At 75.5% G+C, this 17,579-nt stretch carries 17 protein-coding genes, 2 pseudogenes and 1 riboswitch; of the genes and pseudogenes, 9 read left to right on the forward strand and 10 right to left on the reverse strand.

Annotated elements, in window-relative coordinates; genetic code table 11:
- The first annotated feature begins 347 nt into the window (after window positions 1-347).
- The 3 genes and pseudogenes from AB0C78_RS48760 (at window position 348) to glyA (ending at window position 3,315) form a co-directional block, all read left to right on the forward strand.
- Window positions 348-839 (forward strand): Lrp/AsnC family transcriptional regulator, encoded by a 492-nt coding sequence (locus AB0C78_RS48760; RefSeq protein WP_151542684.1) that lies wholly within the window; start codon window positions 348-350, stop codon window positions 837-839.
- 109 nt (window positions 840-948) lie between these two features.
- Window positions 949-1,809, forward strand: a pseudogene (locus tag AB0C78_RS48765) (DMT family transporter); the annotation flags it as partial.
- Window positions 1,810-1,901: 92 nt separating this feature from the next.
- Window positions 1,902-1,988, forward strand: a riboswitch (ZMP/ZTP riboswitch).
- A gap of 55 nt (window positions 1,989-2,043) precedes the next feature.
- A complete protein-coding gene (gene glyA, locus AB0C78_RS48770; RefSeq protein ID WP_360762091.1) occupies window positions 2,044-3,315 on the forward strand; it encodes a serine hydroxymethyltransferase in 1,272 nt (423 codons plus the stop codon).
- Window position 3,316: 1 nt separating this feature from the next.
- On the opposite strand, the gene AB0C78_RS48775 is transcribed toward glyA, so the two are convergent.
- The gene (locus tag AB0C78_RS48775; protein WP_360762093.1) at window positions 3,317-4,111 is read right to left on the reverse strand and encodes a class I SAM-dependent methyltransferase; all 795 of its coding nucleotides are present in this window, start codon (window positions 4,109-4,111) and stop codon (window positions 3,317-3,319) included.
- The gene (locus AB0C78_RS48780; protein WP_151542688.1) at window positions 4,095-5,165 is read right to left on the reverse strand and encodes a GNAT family N-acetyltransferase; all 1,071 of its coding nucleotides are present in this window, start codon (window positions 5,163-5,165) and stop codon (window positions 4,095-4,097) included. The genes AB0C78_RS48775 and AB0C78_RS48780 overlap by 17 nt, the downstream gene beginning before the upstream one ends.
- A gap of 183 nt (window positions 5,166-5,348) precedes the next feature.
- Here AB0C78_RS48780 and AB0C78_RS48785 point away from each other — a divergent pair, with 183 nt between their 5' ends.
- Genes AB0C78_RS48785 through AB0C78_RS48795 form a run of 3 tightly spaced genes read left to right on the forward strand, consistent with a single transcriptional unit; the run spans window position 5,349 to window position 8,123 of the window.
- A complete protein-coding gene (locus AB0C78_RS48785) occupies window positions 5,349-6,041 on the forward strand; it encodes a carboxymuconolactone decarboxylase family protein (protein ID WP_360762095.1) in 693 nt (230 codons plus the stop codon).
- A gap of 7 nt (window positions 6,042-6,048) precedes the next feature.
- The gene (locus AB0C78_RS48790) at window positions 6,049-6,636 is read left to right on the forward strand and encodes a GNAT family protein (RefSeq protein ID WP_151542690.1); all 588 of its coding nucleotides are present in this window, start codon (window positions 6,049-6,051) and stop codon (window positions 6,634-6,636) included.
- A gap of 50 nt (window positions 6,637-6,686) precedes the next feature.
- Window positions 6,687-8,123 (forward strand): FAD-binding oxidoreductase, encoded by a 1,437-nt coding sequence (locus tag AB0C78_RS48795; protein WP_360762097.1) that lies wholly within the window; start codon window positions 6,687-6,689, stop codon window positions 8,121-8,123.
- 4 nt (window positions 8,124-8,127) lie between these two features.
- Here AB0C78_RS48795 and AB0C78_RS48800 read toward each other — a convergent pair whose 3' ends face one another.
- The 3 genes from AB0C78_RS48800 to AB0C78_RS48810 are packed head-to-tail and all read right to left on the reverse strand — an operon-like array spanning window position 8,128 to window position 10,257.
- Complete coding sequence (locus AB0C78_RS48800) at window positions 8,128-8,910, reverse strand: isocitrate lyase/phosphoenolpyruvate mutase family protein (protein ID WP_360762098.1); 783 nt, start codon at window positions 8,908-8,910, stop codon at window positions 8,128-8,130.
- On the reverse strand, window positions 8,907-9,752 hold the full coding sequence (locus AB0C78_RS48805; RefSeq protein ID WP_360762100.1) for a cytochrome P450: 846 nt from the start codon (window positions 9,750-9,752) through the stop codon (window positions 8,907-8,909). Before AB0C78_RS48805 ends, AB0C78_RS48800 begins: the two co-directional genes overlap by 4 nt.
- Before the next feature lie 10 nt (window positions 9,753-9,762).
- Complete coding sequence (locus tag AB0C78_RS48810; protein WP_360762102.1) at window positions 9,763-10,257, reverse strand: MarR family winged helix-turn-helix transcriptional regulator; 495 nt, start codon at window positions 10,255-10,257, stop codon at window positions 9,763-9,765.
- A gap of 93 nt (window positions 10,258-10,350) precedes the next feature.
- Between AB0C78_RS48810 and AB0C78_RS48815 the strand changes: the two genes are divergently transcribed.
- Window positions 10,351-11,442 carry an amidohydrolase family protein gene (locus AB0C78_RS48815; protein ID WP_360762104.1) on the forward strand — a complete coding sequence of 364 codons (1,092 nt, stop codon included), beginning with the start codon at window positions 10,351-10,353 and terminating at the stop codon, window positions 11,440-11,442.
- A gap of 9 nt (window positions 11,443-11,451) precedes the next feature.
- On the opposite strand, the gene AB0C78_RS48820 is transcribed toward AB0C78_RS48815, so the two are convergent.
- Complete coding sequence (locus AB0C78_RS48820) at window positions 11,452-12,183, reverse strand: amino acid racemase (RefSeq protein WP_360762106.1); 732 nt, start codon at window positions 12,181-12,183, stop codon at window positions 11,452-11,454.
- A 97-nt stretch (window positions 12,184-12,280) separates the two neighbouring features.
- Here AB0C78_RS48820 and AB0C78_RS48825 point away from each other — a divergent pair, with 97 nt between their 5' ends.
- Window positions 12,281-12,835, forward strand: coding sequence for an XRE family transcriptional regulator (locus tag AB0C78_RS48825; protein ID WP_360762108.1), 555 nt, complete (start codon window positions 12,281-12,283; stop codon window positions 12,833-12,835).
- A 12-nt stretch (window positions 12,836-12,847) separates the two neighbouring features.
- Here AB0C78_RS48825 and AB0C78_RS48830 read toward each other — a convergent pair whose 3' ends face one another.
- The 4 genes from AB0C78_RS48830 to AB0C78_RS48845 are packed head-to-tail and all read right to left on the reverse strand — an operon-like array spanning window position 12,848 to window position 17,119.
- Complete coding sequence (locus AB0C78_RS48830; protein WP_360762110.1) at window positions 12,848-14,251, reverse strand: MmgE/PrpD family protein; 1,404 nt, start codon at window positions 14,249-14,251, stop codon at window positions 12,848-12,850.
- Complete coding sequence (locus AB0C78_RS48835; RefSeq protein ID WP_360762112.1) at window positions 14,248-15,066, reverse strand: cyclase family protein; 819 nt, start codon at window positions 15,064-15,066, stop codon at window positions 14,248-14,250. The genes AB0C78_RS48830 and AB0C78_RS48835 overlap by 4 nt, the downstream gene beginning before the upstream one ends.
- The gene (locus AB0C78_RS48840; RefSeq protein WP_360762114.1) at window positions 15,063-15,935 is read right to left on the reverse strand and encodes a CoA ester lyase; all 873 of its coding nucleotides are present in this window, start codon (window positions 15,933-15,935) and stop codon (window positions 15,063-15,065) included. Before AB0C78_RS48840 ends, AB0C78_RS48835 begins: the two co-directional genes overlap by 4 nt.
- Window positions 15,932-17,119, reverse strand: coding sequence for a CoA transferase (locus tag AB0C78_RS48845; RefSeq protein ID WP_360762116.1), 1,188 nt, complete (start codon window positions 17,117-17,119; stop codon window positions 15,932-15,934). Before AB0C78_RS48845 ends, AB0C78_RS48840 begins: the two co-directional genes overlap by 4 nt.
- A 238-nt stretch (window positions 17,120-17,357) precedes the next feature.
- Here AB0C78_RS48845 and AB0C78_RS48850 point away from each other — a divergent pair.
- Window positions 17,358-17,579: pseudogene (locus AB0C78_RS48850) on the forward strand (hypothetical protein); the annotation flags it as partial.

The raw sequence follows: 17,579 nt of genomic DNA on the forward strand, positions 1-17,579 counted from the left end.
CCGCCCCCCGCGCCCCCCCCCTCGGCCCGCCCCCCGCCGCGATCCCCACCCCCCCCCCCCCCCCCGCCGGGCGCGCGCGCGGCCCCCCCCGCCGCGCGCGCCGTCCCGTTTCCCGATGGGCCCCGCTCACGATGACCTCGACTCCCCGTAGGGCGGCCCGCGCCGCCGCTGTGGGCCGCCAATTGTGGGCGCCCGGACGGATGGGAGGCATCGGTGAAATCACCAGTCCCTCCCGCCCCGTGCCGGGAGCACCGCGAGTGAGCGAATAATCTTCGGTAGGGAGGATGCTCCGGCGCACTTTCCGCGCGGGAGTTCGGGACGCGGCGACGAGTTCGGGAGGGAGCCACATGGACGCGGTCGACCAGGCGATCCTGCGGCGGTTGCAGCGGGACGGGCGGCAGACGAACCGGGAGCTCGCCGAGGCGGTGGGGATCGCCCCGTCCACGGCGCTGGAAAGGACGCGGGCGCTGCGCTCGCGCGGCGTCATCACCGGCTTCCACGCGGCGGTCGACTTCGAGCGGCTCGGCCGCGGCGTGCAGGCGCTGATCTCGATCCGGATCCGGCCGCAGTCGCGGGAGGCGATCGAGTCGGCGCGCGACAGCATGGCCGCGATGCCCGAGGCGGTGGGCGTCTTCGTCGTGACGGGCAACGAGGACCTGTTCGTCCACGTGGCCGTGCCCAGCACCACGTACCTGCGGGACTTCGTGCTGGACCGCCTGGCCCGCCGCAAGGAGTTCGTGGACGTCCGGACCCTCGTGGTGTACGACTACGTCCAGCCGAAGGAGCAGGGCGAACTTCCGGCGGCCGACGGCCGCGACGGGCGAACACCGTACGCCTAAGAGGTCGTTCGCGGCCTCTAAACCGAAGAACCGCCGGAGTAGGCCGGCCAGTCCGAACGAATGACGCTCCACAGAGCCGATGGCCGCAGTCCTGCCTAGCTTCGGGGGCATGGACCGACGAAACAACCCGTCCGCGGCGCTGCTCGTCCTGGCCGCCGGAGTCCTGTGGGGGACCGTGGGGCCGGCGCAGGTGCTGGCCGGTTCCGCCGCGAGCCCGGTCGCGGTCGGCGGCGCCCGGATCCTCACCGGCGGGGTGATCCTCGCCGCACTGGAGCTCGCGCGCGACCCCCGGGCGTTCCGGGCGCTGTCCCGGCGCACGTGGCCGCCGGTGGCCGCCGCGTCCGCCGCCACCGGGATCTTCCAGGCGTCGTTCTTCAGCGCGGTCGGCCGGACGGGCGCCGCGGTCGCGACCGCCGTGGTGTTCGGGCTCGCGCCCGTCTCGACCGGGCTGTGCGAGCGGCTGGTGCTCCGGACGCGGCTGAGCGGGCGCTGGTGGGCGGGCACGGCCTGCGCGATCGGCGGCGTCGCGCTGCTGACGGCGCCGGGCGCGGACGCCCACGTCGACCTGCTCGGTGTCGGGCTCAGCCTGGTCGCCGGGACGTGCTTCGGCGTGTACACGGTGTCGGCGAAGGTCCTGACCGGCCGGAGCGGGCCGGCCGGCGGCGGCATGGGGATGGCGGTGTCGGTGACGCTGCTCGCCGGCGGGTCGGTGCTGCTGCCCTGGACGCTCGCGGACCTGCCGGAGCTCGCGGCGCCCCGGTCGGCGGCCCTGGTGGCGTGGCTCGGCGTCGCCGCGACCGCGGCCGCGTACATGTTCTTCGTCACGGGCCTGCACCGGGTGAGCGCCGCGACGGCGGGGACGCTGAGCCTCGCCGAGCCGCTGGTCGCCGCGGTGCTGGCCGTGGCGGTGCTGGGGGAGCGGATGTCGGGACGGGTCGCGGCGGGGGCGGTGCTGCTGCTCGGCGGGCTCGTGGTGGTGTCGCTCCCGGCGCGCGCCGGCCGCGCCCGCCGCGCCCGCCGGGACCTGCGAGCGCGAGTGGTGCGGGAGGCGGCTCGCTATGATGGCGCGTACGCGACTGGCGCAGTCAAGGTGGAGACGACCACCGGGGAGCGAAACTAGTCCGCACACCGCGCGCCTGGGTGTACGGGTCCCCTTGCCGGGGCGCCCGCAGCGCGTTCCGGCGCGAGCAGCGCGGAGGTAGTCGTGCACGAGCCCGCCGTCCCCCACTTGCAGGCCGCGGACCCCGAGATCGCCGGGCTGGTCGAGGCGGAGGCCCGCCGCCAGTTCGAGAAGATCCGGCTGATCGCCTCGGAGAACTACGTGTCGCCGGCGGTGCTGGAGGCCACCGGCTCCGTCCTGACCAACAAGTACTCCGAGGGGTACGCCGGCAAGCGGTACTACGAGGGCCAGCAGAACGTCGACCCGATCGAGCTGGCGGCCATCGACCGGGCGAGGGAGCTGTTCGGCGTCGAGCACGCCAACGTCCAGCCGTACTCCGGCTCGCCCGCCAACCTCGCCGTCTACATGGCGTTCCTCGACCCGGGCGACCCGGTGATGGGCCTGTCGCTGCCGATGGGCGGCCACCTGACGCACGGCTGGTCGGTGTCGGCCACCGGCAAGTGGTTCACGCCCGTCCGCTACGAGGTGCGCGCCGACACCGGGCGCGTCGACATGGACGAGGTCCGCGACCTGGCGCTGAAGGAGCGGCCGAAGCTGATCTGGTGCGGCGGGACGGCCGTGCCCCGCACCATCGACTTCCCGGCGTTCGCCGAGATCGCCCGCGAGGTCGGCGCGGTGCTCGCGGCCGACATCGCGCACATCGCGGGCCTGGTCGCGGGCGGCGCGCACCCGTCCCCGGTCGGGCACGCCGACGTGATCACCACGACCACGCACAAGACGCTGCGCGGCCCGCGCGGCGCGATGATCATGTCGACGGCCGAGCACGCCAAGGCGGTCGACAAGGCCGTCTTCCCCGGCCTGCAGGGCGGCCCGCACAACCACACCACCGCCGCGATCGCCGTCGCGCTGAAGGAGGCCGCGGCGCCGGACTTCGCCCGCTACGCCCGCCAGGTCGTCGCGAACGCGAAGGCGCTCGCGGCGGCGCTGCTGGAGCGCGGCTACGACCTGATCTCCGGCGGCACCGACAACCACCTGATCCTCATCGACCTGACGAACAAGGGCGTCGCGGGCAAGCCCGCCGCGCAGGCCCTCGACCGCGCCGGCATCGAGCTGAACTACAACGCGGTCCCGTTCGACCCGCGCAAGCCGTTCGACCCGTCGGGGCTGCGGCTCGGCACCGGCGCGATCACCACCCGCGGGCTGGACGAGGCGCGGATGCCGCAGGTCGCGGCCTGGATCGACGAGGTCGTGCAGGCCGCCGCGCGGGCGGACGAGACGGTCGTCGAGCGGGTCGCGGGCGAGGTCCGCGAGATGCTGGCCGGCTACCCGATGCCGGGCTGGGCGCCCACCCCCTGAGTCAGGACGGGCGCAGGATCGTGATCATGCGCCAGGCTTCGGGATCGGTGAGGGCGACCGCGTCCGCGCCGGTCCCGAAGTCGCCGTACCGGGCGGCGACGTCCAGGCCGCCGGCGAGCCGGATCGCCGCGTCCAGCTCGGTCGCGGTCCAGAACCGGTAGGGGACGACGTCCTCGATGACGCGGGTCGCGCCGTCCGCCTCGATCGTCATCGTCACGTGGTCGTCGGCGATCTGCGTGATCGGATCCAGCAGGTCGGTGGGCTCGCCCCACCGGACGGACGCGTGCACGCCGTCGCGCTCGACCGTCCAGCCGGTGCTGACGCTCGGGTCGTCCGACAGCCGGTCCCGCGGGTGCGACATCTCGATCACGTAGAGGCCGCCGGGCGCCAGGTGCGCGGCGACGCGGCGCAGGTGCGCGACGAACGCGTCCAGCGTCATCAGGTGGGACGTGGAGTCCAGCATGGTCAGCACCAGGTCGAACCGGCGGCCGAGGTCGAACGCCGTCATGTCGTCCTCGACGACCTCGACCGCGACGCCCGCGCGCCCGGCCTCGCGCGCCGCGTACGCGCACATCGCCGGGTTCAGGTCCAGCGCGGTCGCGGTGAGGCCGCGGCGGGCCAGCTCGCGGGCGTGCTCGGCGGGCCCGGCGGCCAGCTCCAGCACCGTCCGGACCGGTCCCGCCGCGTCCGGGCGGTGCTCGGCGCACCAGCCGAGCAGCGCGCCCGCCTCGGCGCCGACGTCGCGGAACGAGCAGGCCAGCTCGTAGGCCCAGGGGTCGTCATAGATGCCGGTCACCCCGCCATCCTGCCAGCGCGCCGGGGGCGGGGCGGCCGTCCGCGCGCAGCCTGATCTCCACGATGGACGGCTCCTCGGTGCGCCGGGTCCGGCCGCCGAGCGAGGTCAGGAGCCGCCGCATCCGCACGTTCTCGCTCAGCGCGGTCGCGCGCAGCTCCACCAGGCCGCGCTCGCGGGCCAGGCCCAGCAGCAGTTCGGCGAGCGCGCGGCCGAGGCCCCGGCCCTGCCAGGCGTCCTCGACGAGGAACGCCAGCTCTGCGACGCCCGGGTCGAGCACGTGGATCAGGTGCGCGAGGGCGAGCAGCGACCCGTCCGGTCCCTCGGCGACGAGCGTCAGGCCGTGCGCCGGGTCGCAGAACCGCTCGATCGCCCGCGGCGGCGGGTACGGCTTCGGGCTGAAGTAGCGCATCCGGCGGCTGTCCAGCGAGCAGCGCTCGTGCAGCTCGCGGACCGCGCCGGCGTCGCGCGGCTCGATCGGCCGGACGGTCACGTGCGTGCCGTCGCGCAGCGGCAGGCGGCGGGACGCCGGGCGCGGCGGCTCGGCGGGCAGCGCCGCGCGGACGAGGGCGTCGGCGCGGGCCGCCTCCGTCGCGGTGAACGGCAGGCCGTACCGCCGCAGCCGGACGGCCCGCCCGTGCCCCAGCGGGACGGTCAGGACGCAGCCGTCACCCTCGCCGTCGCGGTCGGCGAGCCGCGCCCAGGCGGACTCGTCGGCGCGCAGCAGCTCGGCGAGGACCTCCGGCACCGCGTGCGGCTCGGCGCGCAGCCGGGACGCCAGCACCAGCGCCCGCGTCGGCTCGTCGACCAGCTCGTGCGGCCGGGCCGGGCGGACGGCCGTGCGCGCGCCGCCCGCCGCGGCGAGCGTCTCGGCCAGCTCCCGCGGACCGGCGGCGCCGCGCGGGACGTCCACGAGGAACTCGTCGACCACGCCGCCGGTGTCCACCTGGACCGACAGGGCGAGGATGTTGGCGCCGCGTCCGGCCAGCGCTGCGGTGAGGAGGGCCAGCCGGCCGGGCCGGTCCTCGATCTCGGTGCGGATGCGGAACAACGGCATGGAACGTTCCCTTCGCGGGCCGCCGGCCCGGTCGCGTGCGATCCGTGTCCGGCCGGTGTCCGGTGCGGACGTGTCCACTCTGGTCGGCGGCTGTTACGCGGGCGCTACGTCACCGTGAGCGCGCGGTTTCACATTCCGGACGAGGGCTTGAGAGGCCCGGCGCGACGGCCTAGCGTGCGGTGAGTGATCGACCCCGTGAGCGGTGAGCACGTCAACGACCAACCCCGCAACGGGCCGCTCGCGGCCCGCCTGCCCCTACTGTCGCCCGCCTCGCTCGGCGCCGAGCAGCAGGCCGTGTACGACGCCCTGACCGGAGGCCCCCGCGCCGACGGCGGGAGCGGGCCGTACGGGTTCGTGGACGCCGAGGGCCGCCTCCTCGGCCCGTTCAACGCGATGCTGTACAGCCCGGCCGTCGGGATGCCGCTGCAGGACCTCGGCGCCGCGCTGCGGTTCCGCACCGCGTTCACCAAGCGCGAGCGGGAGATCGCGACCCTGGTCGTCGCCGCGCACCTGCGCTCGGACTACGAGTGGTACGCGCACGAGCGGCTCGGCCGCCGCGCCGGCCTGAGCGAGGACGAGATCGACGCGCTGCGCGAGGGCCGCGCCCCGATGCTCGCCGACGCCCGCGAGCGCCTCGTCCACGAGGCCGCCCGGCAGCTGGTCGCCGAGCACGACCTCGCGGACGCCGTCTACGCCGAGGCGGTCGCGACCCTCGGCCGGCCCGCCGTCGTCGAGCTCGTCACGCTCGTCGGCTACTACAGCGCCCTGGCGACGCAGCTGCGGGTGTTCCGGGTGGGCGTGCCCGACGGCGAGCCCGCCCCGCCCTGGCCCGGGCCTGGACCCGGCGCCGCCGGCGGCCCGGCGCACGGCGAGTGAGGCCGCGATGACCGAGACGCTGCAGACCGGACGGCTCGCCCTGCACCCCATCGGCATGACCGACCACCACGCGCTGCTGACGCACTGGACCGGCCCGGTCGTCCGCCGGCACCTGTTCGACGGCGCGTCGATCTCGCCCGTCCAGGTCACCGAGATCATCGAGACCAGCGAGCGGGACTTCGCCACCGAGGGCTACGGCCTGTGGGCCCTGCGGCCCCTGCGCCGGGGGCTCGGGCCGGCGGAGCCGCGGCCGGGCGCGCCGCTGATCGGGGTGGCGGGGCTGCGCGGCCACGAGGGGCCGTTCGACCGGGGGGTGGACGTGGAGATCCTCTACAGCCTCGAACCGGACCGGTGGGGGCAGGGGCTGGCGGCGGAGGCGTCCCGGGCGGTGCTGGACTACGCGTTCGGGGTGGTCGGGCTGCGCCGCGTCACCGCCGAGATCGACCCGGACAGCGCGGTGTCCGCCGAGGTCGCCGCGAGCCTCGGGATGCGGCCGTGGCGCGGCGGCCCGGACGGTCCCGACGGCGCGTCCTACTATGCCGCCGACCGGTCTGGATGGCTCGGATCCCGTCGTGGGATCGATGCCGTCCCATAGAATCCGTCGCCCTCTACCGTCCGGACTGCTGAATACAGCAGTATGAGCGGATGAGCTCCTCGTCCGGGCGGGCGCCGCTGGCGCCCGGCTTCGCCAACGGCGGCGTCTCCCACTGGTACCTGCCCGCCGGCCGCCCCGAACCGGGCCCGCGCCTGCCCGGCCCGCGCCGCGCCGACGTCTGCGTGGTCGGCGCCGGCTACACGGGCCTCTGGACGGCCTACTACCTGAAACGCGCCCGCCCCGAGCTGGAGATCGTCGTGCTGGAGCGCGAGTTCGCCGGGTTCGGGGCGTCCGGCCGCAACGGCGGCTGGGTGCTGGGCGAGATCGCCGGATCGCGGGAGCGGTACGCGGCCCGGCACGGCCGCATCGCCGCGGTGGCGCTGCAGCATGCGATGTTCGACGCGGTCGACGAGGTGATCCGGGTCGCCGCGGCGGAGGGCATCGACGCCGACCTGGTGAAGAGCGGGGTGCTGCACGTCGCCCGCAACCCCGCGCAGCGGGCCCGGCTCGCCGCGATGGTCGCCGGCTCCCGGGACTGGGGCTGGACGGAGGAGGACCTCGTCCCGCTGCCCGCCGCCGAACGCGACGAGCGGCTGCGCGTCGCGGGCGCGACCGCCGCCGCGTGGAGCCCGCACTGCGCCCGCGTGCAGCCCGCCAAGCTCGTCCGGGGCCTGGCGGAGACCGTCCGCGGGCTCGGCGTGGAGGTCTACGAGCGGACGCCGGTGGTCCGCATCCTGCCGCGCCGCGGCACGGCCCCGGCCGCCGCCGTCACCCCGAACGGGACCGTCACCGCCGAGTACGTGCTGCGCGCGACCGAGGGGTTCACCGCCGGGGTCGGCGGCCACCACCGCGACTGGCTGCCGATGAACAGCTCGATGATCGTCACGACGCCGCTGCCGGTGGAGGTCTGGGACGCGATCGGCTGGGCGGGCCGCGAGCTGCTCGGCGACCTCGCGCACTACTACATGTACGCGCAGCGCACCGCCGATGACCGCATCGCGTTCGGCGGCCGCGGCAAGCCGTACCGCTACGGCTCGCGGGTGGACGACGGCGGCCGGACCCAGCCCGCGACCGTCGCCGAGCTGTGGTCGATGCTCGCCGCGATGTTCCCTGCCGCCGCCGAGCACGCGCGCGTCGCACACGCCTGGTCCGGCGTTCTCGGGGTGCCCCGCGACTGGTGCTCGACCGTCGTGGTGGACCACGCGTCCGGGCTCGGGCACGCGGGCGGCTACACCGGACACGGCGTCGCCACGGCGAACCTCGCCGGGCGCACGCTGCGCGACCTCGTCCTGCGCGAGGACACCGAGCTGACGGCCTTGCCGTGGGTGGACCGGCGCGTCCGCCGCTGGGAGCCCGAGCCGCTGCGCTGGCTCGGCGTCCACGCGATGTACGCCCTCTACCGCGCCGCGGACGCCCGCGAGTCCGCGACGTCGTCCCCGCGGACGTCCGCGCTCGCCCGCCTCGCCGACGCGATCACCGGCCACTGACCTCTCACCGTGAAACGAGGGCCTGGACGTCTCCGTAGGAGAACGCGGGGGCATCGGCGCCGGCGCCCGCGACGTCGAGGGCGGACGCGACCGCGGCCTCCAGCGCCTTGCGGAACAGCAGCGAACCCGTGCTGACCCGCCGGACGCCCAGCTCGGTGAGCCGTGCGACGCCGGTCTTCCCCGGCATGAACAGCACGTTCAGCGGCAGGTCGACGGCCTCGACGACGGCCCGGACGTCGTCGTCGGCGGCGATCCCCGGGACGAACACGCCGTCGGCGCCCGCGTCGGCGAACGCCCGCACCCGCCGCAGCGTCTCGTCCATGTCTGGGTCGCCGCCGGCGAGCCAGAACGTGTCGGTACGCGCGTTCAGGAACACCTGCGGCGCGGCCCGCTTCACCGCCGCGATCATCGTGGTCTGGTGGTCGAGCGGGGCGAGCGTCCCGTCGGCGCGCCCGTCCTCGAGGTTGAGGCCGGCGATCCCGTAGGACGCCAGCTCCGTCGCGAGTTCGGCGACGTCGGCGACCCTGCTGGAGAAGCCGCCCTCGATGTCGACCGTGACCGGGACGGGCAGCCGGGCGAGGTTCCGCGCCAGCACGAGCGTCTCGTCCCGCGCGTCACCGGTCGCGTCGGTCTTCCCTGCCGCCGCCGCGACGCCGAGGCTGGTCGTCCCGACGGCGGGGAAGCCCGCCTTCACCAGTGCCGCGCCGCTCGCGAAGTCCCATGCGTTGGGCAGGAGCAGCGGCCGGTCGCCGCGGTGCAGGTCGTGGAAGGTCTCAGGAAGGCTCATCGGACGGTCTCCAACTCGTTGAGGGCTTCCACCACGCCGGCCGCCAGCTGCACGGCCTGGTCCGCGCCGGGGCAGGGGCGCCGGCCGGTCCCGAACGTCAGATGGGGAGGTTCCCTGCGCGCGGGGTCGAAACGGTCCGGCTCGGCGAACACCGCCGGGTCGCGGTTGGCCGCGCGCAGGTCGAGCGTCACCGTCGTCCCCGCGGCGATGCGCCGCCCCTGGAAGGCGACCTCCTCGCGGGCGACGCGGCGCATGGCCGGGATCGGCGGGTCGTACCGCAGCGTCTCGGCGATCACGGACTCGATCGGGCATCCCCGCGCCTCGGGCCGCCGCGACAGCGGCAGCACGGCGCGGACGAGCGCGGCGGTCGCGTCGCAGGCCTGCGTGAAGACCGCGATCCGGTTGGCGACCTCCTCGTCCGGTCCCGGCCCGAGCAGCCGGGCGAGCGTCGCGACGGCCGCGTCCGCGCCGTCCCGCCCGGTCCCGGTGAGGTAGCCGGACGCGGCGAGCGGCACCGCGCCGAGGAGCGCGTCCAGGTCGGTGACGCGGAGCGCCTCGCCCAGGGCGGCGATCGGGGCCAGGTCCGGTTCCTCCCCGGCCAGCACGCGTTCGCGGGCGCGCCGCCGCAGGACGGCCGGGTCGGCCTCCTCCAGCGCCTTCGTCACGACGCCCAGCCGCCGCTCGTGCTCGGCGCCTTCGCTGAACCGGCAGACGGCGCCGCGCAGCCAGGCGAGCGAGCCGGGCGGCGCTCCGCCTCCCACCACGGGAACGACGAAGCGCTCGTCGGCGAGGACGGCGCCGACCTCGGAGTGCCGGGTGATGACCAGGTCCGTGTCCGCCATGCCCCCGAATCTAGGGACGGTTCGTTTCGCCGCCGGTCGAAATGTCGGCGGCGCGTCCGGCGATCCCGGTGAGGAGCTCGACGAGCCGGGCCCGGTCGGCCGGGTCGAGCGCGCCGAAGAGGCGGGCGCCGACGGCGGCCGCCGTCTCCGCGGACGCCCGCGCGCACCGGCGCCCCTCGTCCGTCAGCTCGATCGCGTAGGCGCGGCGGTCGTGGGCGTCGCGCTTGCGTTCGGCCAGGCCGAGGCGCTCCAGCTCGTCCATGACCCGGACGACGGCGGACTTGTCGAGGCCGAGCAGCGCGCCGAGGCGCCGCTGGCTGGCGGGCCCGAGCCGGTCGAGCGCGGCCAGCACGGCGTGGTGCCTGGTCTCGATCCCGAGCGGCCGCAGCTCGTCGCCGAGCGCGGCGCGGGCGGCGCGGTGGGCCGAGGCGAGCAGCAGGCCCAGCGCGGTGTCGTCGGCGTGCGGGTCCCCGAGCGCGGCCCGGTCCGGAGGTTCGGTCTGCACACCGCGATTTTAGGCGCCCGCGATATAGTCTCATCCGAGACGTTATCATATACTCCTATTTGGGCGGCTCCGGCGAGAGCAGGGGAGAGACGCATGCGCGTCGAGAACGACGAGCGAACGACAGGCCCGAGCAGGCGGCGGGTGATGACGGCGGCGGCGGTGGCGACCGCGGCCGTCGTCACGGGAGTCGGGACGGGCGCGGCCTCCGCGCGAACCGGCGGGAGGGCCCCGCGGAACGGGCGGATCGACACCCATCACCACGCGCTGCCGCCGGACATGAAGGAATGGGCCATCGAGCACGGCCTTCTGCCGCCCGAGGGCGGACCCGACTGGGGCCGGTGGGATCTGCACAAGACCCTCGACACCATGGACGACCTGGGCATCGCGGCGGGCGTCGCCTCGGCGCCCGCGCCGTCCGAGGCGTTCCGCGACCGCGCGCTCGCCGTCTCGGGCCCGCGGGTGTTCAACGAGTCGCTGGCCGGGCTCGTGCGGGATCACCCGTCCCGGTTCGGCTTCTTCGCCTACCTGCCGCTGCTCCACGTCGACATCGCGATCCAGGAGGCGGCGTACGCGCTGGACGAGTTGGGCGCCGACGGCGTCCTGCTGATGGCCAACGCGGGCGGGCGCTACCTGGGCGACCCCGCGTTCGAGCCGCTGTTCGCCGAGCTGGACCGGCGCGGCGCGGTCGCGTTCGTCCACCCCGCCGGGCTCGCGGACGCTCGTCCCGTCCCGGGCGTCGAGGACTGGATCGCCGACTTCATGCTCGACACGACCCGCACCGCCCTGAGCCTCATCAGCGCGGGAACCCTCGACCGGTACAAGCGGCTGTCGGTGATCCTCGCCCACGCCGGCGGCTTCCTGCCCTACGTGGGCGGACGCGTCGAGCACGCGGGCCGGCAGGGCGAGGGGCCGAGTCCGGCGGTGTTCCGGCGGGCGGTGCGGCGCTTCCACTACGACACCGCCATGCCGATGTCGCCGTACGCGACGCCGTCCCTGCTGGCCGCCGCGGGCGCCGGGCGCCTGCTGTTCGGCACCGACTGGCCGCAGGTCACCCGTCCCGAGGTGGACCGGACGACGGCGCTCCTCGACCGCGACCCGTCCCTCGACCGGCGCGCGCACACTGCGGTGAACAGGGAGAACGCCCTCCGGCTGTTCCCGGCGCTGGCCCGCCGCCTCAAGGGCTGACGGCACCCCTCAGGCGCTGACGGCGGGCCCGCCGCGCCAGGACGGCATCGGGCGGCGGCCCGCCGCGGCCTCGAACGCGGCACGGGCGAGCAGGCGCGTCGAGTCCAGCGTCGGCAGCGGCGACACCTCCGGCGTGACCAGCAGCGGGATCTCGGTGCAGACCAGCGCGACGGCGTCGCAGCCGCGCCCGGCGAGCCGCTCGATGATCCGCACGTACTCCCGGCGGGACTCCTCGGTGAGGACGCCGTTCACCAGCTCACCGAAGATGATCTCGTGCACGCGGGCGCGGTCGGCGGCGTCCGGCACGACGGCCTCGATGCCGCGCGCGGCGAGCTCGCGCGGGTAGACCGGGCCGTCCATGGTGTAGCGGGTGCCGAGGACGCCGACGCGGGCGCGTCCGTCACGGGCGGCCCGGTCGGCGACGACCTCGGCGATGTGCAGCCCGGGGAGCGCCAGGTCGCCGCCGGGACGCTCCAGGGCCATGTGGGCGGTGTTGTCAGGGCAGGCGAAGAACGTGGCCCCGGCGGCGGCGAGGCGCCGGACGCTCTCGGCGAGGATCGCGCGGACGGCGTCGTGGTCGCCCGCGTCCCAGGACGGCATGCTGCGCGCGAGCGCGATCAGGTCGAGCGTGACGTCGGGGTGGTCGTCGGGGCCGAGCTCGCGGAAGCCCTCGTGGCAGAAGGCGCGGAAGCACAGCGCGGCGCCCTCCGCGCTGTGGGCGAGGATGCCGAGATGCTCCATGATCGCTCCAGTCCGATGTGCCGAACATCCGTCCATTAGAATGAACAACCGGAGGAGTGTTCGTCAAACTGAACACCCGGACGTCTGGAGCGAACACGTGGGGAACCTCGACCTGATCGCGCAGATCGCCGCCTCGATCCGGCGGGAGCGCGCCCGCGCCGGGCTGACCCAGACGGAGCTGGCCCGGCGCGCCGGCATCGCCAAGTCGACGCTGTCCCAGCTGGAGGCGGGCACCGGCAACCCGAGCGTCGAGACGCTTTGGGCGCTCGGCGGCGCCCTCGAGGTCCCGTTCAGCCGGCTGGTCGACCCGCCGCGGGCGGGCGTGCGGGTCGTCCGAGCGGGCGAAGGGCCCGCCACCCGCTCGGAGCAGGCGGACTACACGGCGACGCTGCTGGCGTCGTGCCCGCCGAACGCCCGCCGCGACGTCTACCGCGTCGCGGCGGAACCGGGGGAGCCGCACCTGTCCGGCGCGCACCTGCCCGGCACGACCGAGCACGTGATCCTGAGCACCGGCCGCGCCCTGGCCGGTCCGGCGGACGATCCCGTCGAACTGGCCCCGGGCGACTACGTCGCCTACCCCGGCGACGCCCCGCACGTCTTCCGCGCCCTCGCCCCCGGCACCACCGCGACCTTCATCCTGGAGCACACCTGACCAGGGGCCGGGTCAGGTGAGGAGAGCGGTGAGGGCGCTCAGGTCCTCCAGGTCGGCCAGGCCGTAGGCCAGCTCGGTGATCCGGTCGGCCTGCTCCGGGGAGACGCGGCGGGCGGCGTTGAGGCGGAACTTGGTAGCCAGCTCCTCAGCCGACAGCGGGTTGCCCGGGCCGCCACGGTTGGCGTCCACCCGCTCCTCTAGGACGGCGCCGTCGCGGGTCGCAACGCGCAGGACGGCCGGGAACTGGTGCGGGAAGATCTCGTCGCAGCGGGCGTCCGGCACGCACCGGACCTTCGCGGCCAGCGCGAGCCGCTCCGGGTCGGCGGCGGCCTCGTCGGTGAAGTCCTCGTGGAAGACGCCGAGCCCGCCGCCGCCGAGCAGCGCCGCCGCGACCGTGTAGGGGCCGGAGAACGCGGCGTGGTAGCCGGACTTCGGACGGATCTTGTCCTCGCGGGGCTCGCCGATCGTCCGGAGCACGGCCGTGGGCGCGCCCAGTTCGATGCCCTCGATGTCGGACGGGTCGAGCCCGCGCGCGCGGAGCCGCAGCGCGGCGTCGATGCCCGCGTGGGTGAAGTGGTTGCACGGGTACGGCTTGAAGAAGATCCCGGGCAGTTCCCAGTGCTCGCCGAGCCGGTCGGTGAGCGCGGCGAGGTCGACCTGGTCGCCGCACCACGCCTGCAGGAACCCGAACCGTCCCTCGAACACGGTCGGCGGGCCGGTGATGCCGGTGCGGGCGAGTCCGGCGGCGGTGACGGCGGCGTGCGCGGCCCAGCCGCAGTGGATGCGCTTGACGGTCCCGCCGGTGCGGTTGGCCTCCAGGATCCCGGAGCCCATGCTCGCGGCGATGCCCATCGCGTCGGCGATCCCGCCCGCGTCCAGCCCGGACAGCATCGCGGCCGACGCCGCCGCCCCGACCGCGCCGCAGATCGCGGTGGCGTGCTGGCCGCGCTCGAAGAACACCGAGTTGCCGAGCGCGCTGTCGTACCCGGCCATGCCGAGCCGGACGGTGATCTCCACGCCGACGCCCACCGCGTCCAACAGCGCCGCGCCGGTGGCGCCGCGCGCCTCGGCGACGGCGAGCGCGACGGGCACGACGGACGCGGACGGGTGCAGCACCGACGGCAGGTGCGTGTCGTCGAAGTCGAGGGAGTGGGCGAGGGTGCCGTTCAGCAGGGCGGCACTGGGCTCGGGGAGCCGGGTGCCGGTGCCGATCGCGGTGGCGCGTCCCGCGCCGCCCCATTCGGCGACCAGCTCGCCGACCGCGCGGGCCGGCGCCTCGCCGGTCGCGCCGAGGCTGTTGCCCAGGGCGTCCAGGACGCGGCGCGCGGCGTCGGCGCGCAGCTCGGCGGGCAGCCCGTCCGCCCGCACGCCGGCGGCGAGCGCGGCGAGCCGCTGGACCGGGGTCGGCGCGGTCATGCCGACACCGCCGCGAGGGGCCGGACGGGGGAGCCGGTGCCGCCCTGGATCCGCAGCGGGGCGAGCACGAACGCGAACTCGTGCAGCCCCGCCTCCGCGAGCGCCTCCAGGTTCAGGTGCTCCATGATGAAGATCCCCGACTCGACCAGCAGGATCCGGTGGACGGGCAGCACCGCGTGGCCCGCGCCCGCCGGGATCTGCTCGTAGGCGGTCGTGTCGGCGCCGGTCGCGACGATCCTCCGGTCCGCCAGCCAGCGGGCCGCCTCCGGCGTCGCGCCGGGCACGCCCGTCTCCTTGCCGAGGTAGGCGGTGGTGTCGCCGAAGTTGCGCGACCAGCCGGTGCGGACCAGCGCGACGTCGCCCTCGCCGGGCTCGGCCCCGGCGCGCTTGGCGGCGAGGTCGAGGTCCTCGGCGGTCACGCCGTAGCCGGGCGGCAGCGTCGCGACGCCGTGCACGGCGGCGACGTCCAGCAGGACGCCGCGGCGCAGCAGGCCCGGCAGGTTCTCGGCGCCGTGGCTGGTGAACGCCCCGCCGCGCTGCGCCTCGGCGGCGTCGATCCCGCCGTGCAGGGCGCCGTCGTGGCTGACGTGCGAGAGCGCGTCGATGTGGGTGCCGACGTGCCCGCCGGTCACGATGATCTCGTTGGCGGCCGAGCCGCCGTCCGGGCGCTCCATGTCGCCGTGCCGGCGGATCAGCGTCATCCGGAACCCGGGGTGGTTGGGGGAGCAGGGCATGCCGGTGAAGAACGGCTGGCCGAGCTCGATCAGCCGGACGCCGCGGGCGACCGCCGCGAGCAGCGGGTCCTGGGTGGTCATGACGGGGAGCCTTCCTTCTGTGGGGCGGCGGGGCGGTGGGCGGACGCGGCGACGGCGAGGATCCAGGCGGCGCGCTCGACGACCGCCTTGTCCACGAACCGGCCGGCGGAGTCGATCCACGCGGCGGCACCGGCGGTGCCGTCGCGCTCGGTGAGCTGGTCCATGAGGCCGCGCGCCCACGCGACGTCGGCGGGGTCGGGCGCGCACGCCTCGTGCACGACGGGGATCTGCGCGGGGTGGATCACCGACCGGCCGAAGAACCCGGCCCGGTGCCCGGCGGCGGTGTCGGCGCGCAGGCCGTCGAGGTCGCGGACGGCGGTCCACACGCTCTGCGGCGGGGACGGCAGCCCGGCGGCGCGGGCGGCGACGACCACCCGCGAGCGCGGCCACGCCAGCGCGTCGCCGACGGTCACCCGCAGGTCGGCGGACAGGTCGGCCTCGCCGAGCGAGATCCCGGCGACGAGCGGGTGCGCGGTGGCGAGGGCGAGGGCGTTCTCCACGCCGAGCGCCGACTCCAGGACGGGGAACACCGGCACGCCGAGCGCGTCGGCGACGCGGCGCAGCAGGTCGGGGTCCTCGCACTTGGGGATCCGCACCCCGGCGAGCGCGCCGGGCGCGGACGCCAGCAGGCCGATGTCGGCGGTGCCGTCCGGGGTGCCGGGCGCGTTGATCCGCACATAGGCGGGCCGCCCTTCCGCCAGGACGGAGGCGACGGTGCGGCGGGCGGTGTCCTTGGCGTCCGGGGCGACGGCGTCCTCCAGGTCGAGGATCACCGCGTCCGCGCCGGAGTTCAGCGCCTTGCCGATGCGGTCGGGACGGTCGCCGGGGACGTACAGCCAGGTCCGGTGCGGATGCTCCGGCCCGGTCACTTCACCACCCCCTTGGCGCGCAGTTCGCCCAGCTCCGCCTCGCCTACCCCGTAGCGGCCGAGGATCTCGGCGGTGTGCGCGCCGAGCGGCGGCCCGGCCGAGTCGATGTGCCCGGGCGTCTGCGACAGCCGGAACAGCACGTTCTGCATCTTCACCGGGCCCAGCTCGTCGTCGGGGACGGTCGCGATGGTGCCGAGCGCCGCGAACTGCGGGTCGGTCATGACGTCGGCGGCGGTGTAGATCGGCGCGACGGCGGCCTCGGCCTCCTCGAACGCCTTCACCACCTCGTCGCGGTCGCGCCGGGCGATCCACGAGCCGACGGCCTCGTCCAGCTCGTCGGCGTGCTCGGCGCGCTCGGCGCCGGTGGCGAACCACGGCTCGTCGATGAACTCGGGCCGGCCGACCAGCCGCATCACCCGCTCGGCGATCGACTGCGCGCTGGTGGAGATCGCGACCCAGCCGCCGTCGCGGGTCCGGTAGGTGTTGCGCGGCGCGTTGTTGTGCGAGCGGTTGCCGGTGCGGGCCTGTAGCTCGCCGAGCTGGTCGTAGGTGATGATCTGCGGGCCGAGCAGCGTCAGGATCGGCTCGATGATCGCCAGGTCGACGACCTGGCCCTCGCCGGTCGCCTCCCGCGCGCGCAGCGCCGTCATCACCGCGAACGCGGTGGTCAGCGCGGCGATCCCGTCGGCGAGGCCGAACGGCGGCAGGGTCGGCGGGCCGTCCGGCTCGCCGGTGATGGCGGCGAACCCGCTCATCGCCTCGGCGAGGGTGCCGAACCCGGGCCGCCGCGCGTACGGGCCGGTCTGCCCGAACCCGGTGACCCGCGCCAGCACCAGCTTCGGGTTGATCTTCTTCAGCTCGTCGTAGCCGAGGCCCCAGCGCTCCAGCGTGCCGGGCCGGAAGTTCTCGATCACCACGTCGGCGTCGGCGGCGAGCCGGCGGAACAGCTCCTGGCCCTCGGGGGAGCCGAGGTAGAGGGTGATCGCCTTCTTGTTGCGGCCGAGCATCTTCCACCACAGCCCGACGCCGTCGCGGCGGGCGCCGTGGCTGCGCACCGGGTCGCCCTTCGGGTGCTCGATCTTGATCACCTCGGCCCCGAAGTCGGCGAGCAGCGTGGCCGCCAGCGGCCCGGCGAACAGGGTGGCCGCGTCGAGCACGCGGACTCCGGACAGGGCGTCGGGCATGGGCGGTACCGCCTTCGGTTCTGATCGTTTCTCTTAGCGGAACAATGTTAAGTCCATGTTCCGGCGCCGTGTCCGGGCCGGACGTCTTCAAGTTGGCACCGGCTGTCGAGTTCCGTCAAGTTCCACCAAGTTATTGACCAGGTCACGTGATGGATGCCACCATGACGCATCAGTGGCCCGGTGTTCCTCTAAGCGGAACGATCGCCGAGGGGTGGTGCCGGGCAGGCAGGAGAGGTGAATGTCGGCTCGAAAGCTCGTCGCCGGGCTCGGCGCGTGCGCGGCCCTGCTGGCCGCCACCGCCGGCTGCGGCGGCTCGGCGCCGTCCGGCGCCGCCGGGGCCGCGGCGGGGGGCGACCGCGGGCCGGGGGGGTTCGGCGCCCAGCACCCCCGAAGCGGGGCGCACGCGGGGGACGGCCCCCAAAAGGGGCGCGGCGCGCACATATCCGGCGAGGGCAACAAC

Source organism: Actinomadura sp. NPDC048394, assembly GCF_040651755.1.
Taxonomy (GTDB): Bacteria; Actinomycetota; Actinomycetes; order Streptosporangiales; family Streptosporangiaceae; genus Spirillospora; species Spirillospora montaniterrae.

Coding starts and splice junctions, on each gene's coding strand:
- AB0C78_RS48760 (WP_151542684.1), top strand. CDS start 348: ATGGACGCGGTCGACCAGGCGATCCTGCGGCGGTTGCAGCGGGACGGG.
- AB0C78_RS48780 (WP_151542688.1), bottom strand. CDS start 5,165: ATGCCGTTGTTCCGCATCCGCACCGAGATCGAGGACCGGCCCGGCCGG.
- AB0C78_RS48790 (WP_151542690.1), top strand. CDS start 6,049: ATGACCGAGACGCTGCAGACCGGACGGCTCGCCCTGCACCCCATCGGC.
- AB0C78_RS48795 (WP_360762097.1), top strand. CDS start 6,687: ATGAGCTCCTCGTCCGGGCGGGCGCCGCTGGCGCCCGGCTTCGCCAAC.
- AB0C78_RS48800 (WP_360762098.1), bottom strand. CDS start 8,910: ATGAGCCTTCCTGAGACCTTCCACGACCTGCACCGCGGCGACCGGCCG.
- AB0C78_RS48805 (WP_360762100.1), bottom strand. CDS start 9,752: ATGGCGGACACGGACCTGGTCATCACCCGGCACTCCGAGGTCGGCGCC.
- AB0C78_RS48815 (WP_360762104.1), top strand. CDS start 10,351: ATGCGCGTCGAGAACGACGAGCGAACGACAGGCCCGAGCAGGCGGCGG.
- AB0C78_RS48820 (WP_360762106.1), bottom strand. CDS start 12,183: ATGGAGCATCTCGGCATCCTCGCCCACAGCGCGGAGGGCGCCGCGCTG.
- AB0C78_RS48830 (WP_360762110.1), bottom strand. CDS start 14,251: ATGACCGCGCCGACCCCGGTCCAGCGGCTCGCCGCGCTCGCCGCCGGC.
- AB0C78_RS48835 (WP_360762112.1), bottom strand. CDS start 15,066: ATGACCACCCAGGACCCGCTGCTCGCGGCGGTCGCCCGCGGCGTCCGG.
- AB0C78_RS48845 (WP_360762116.1), bottom strand. CDS start 17,119: ATGCCCGACGCCCTGTCCGGAGTCCGCGTGCTCGACGCGGCCACCCTG.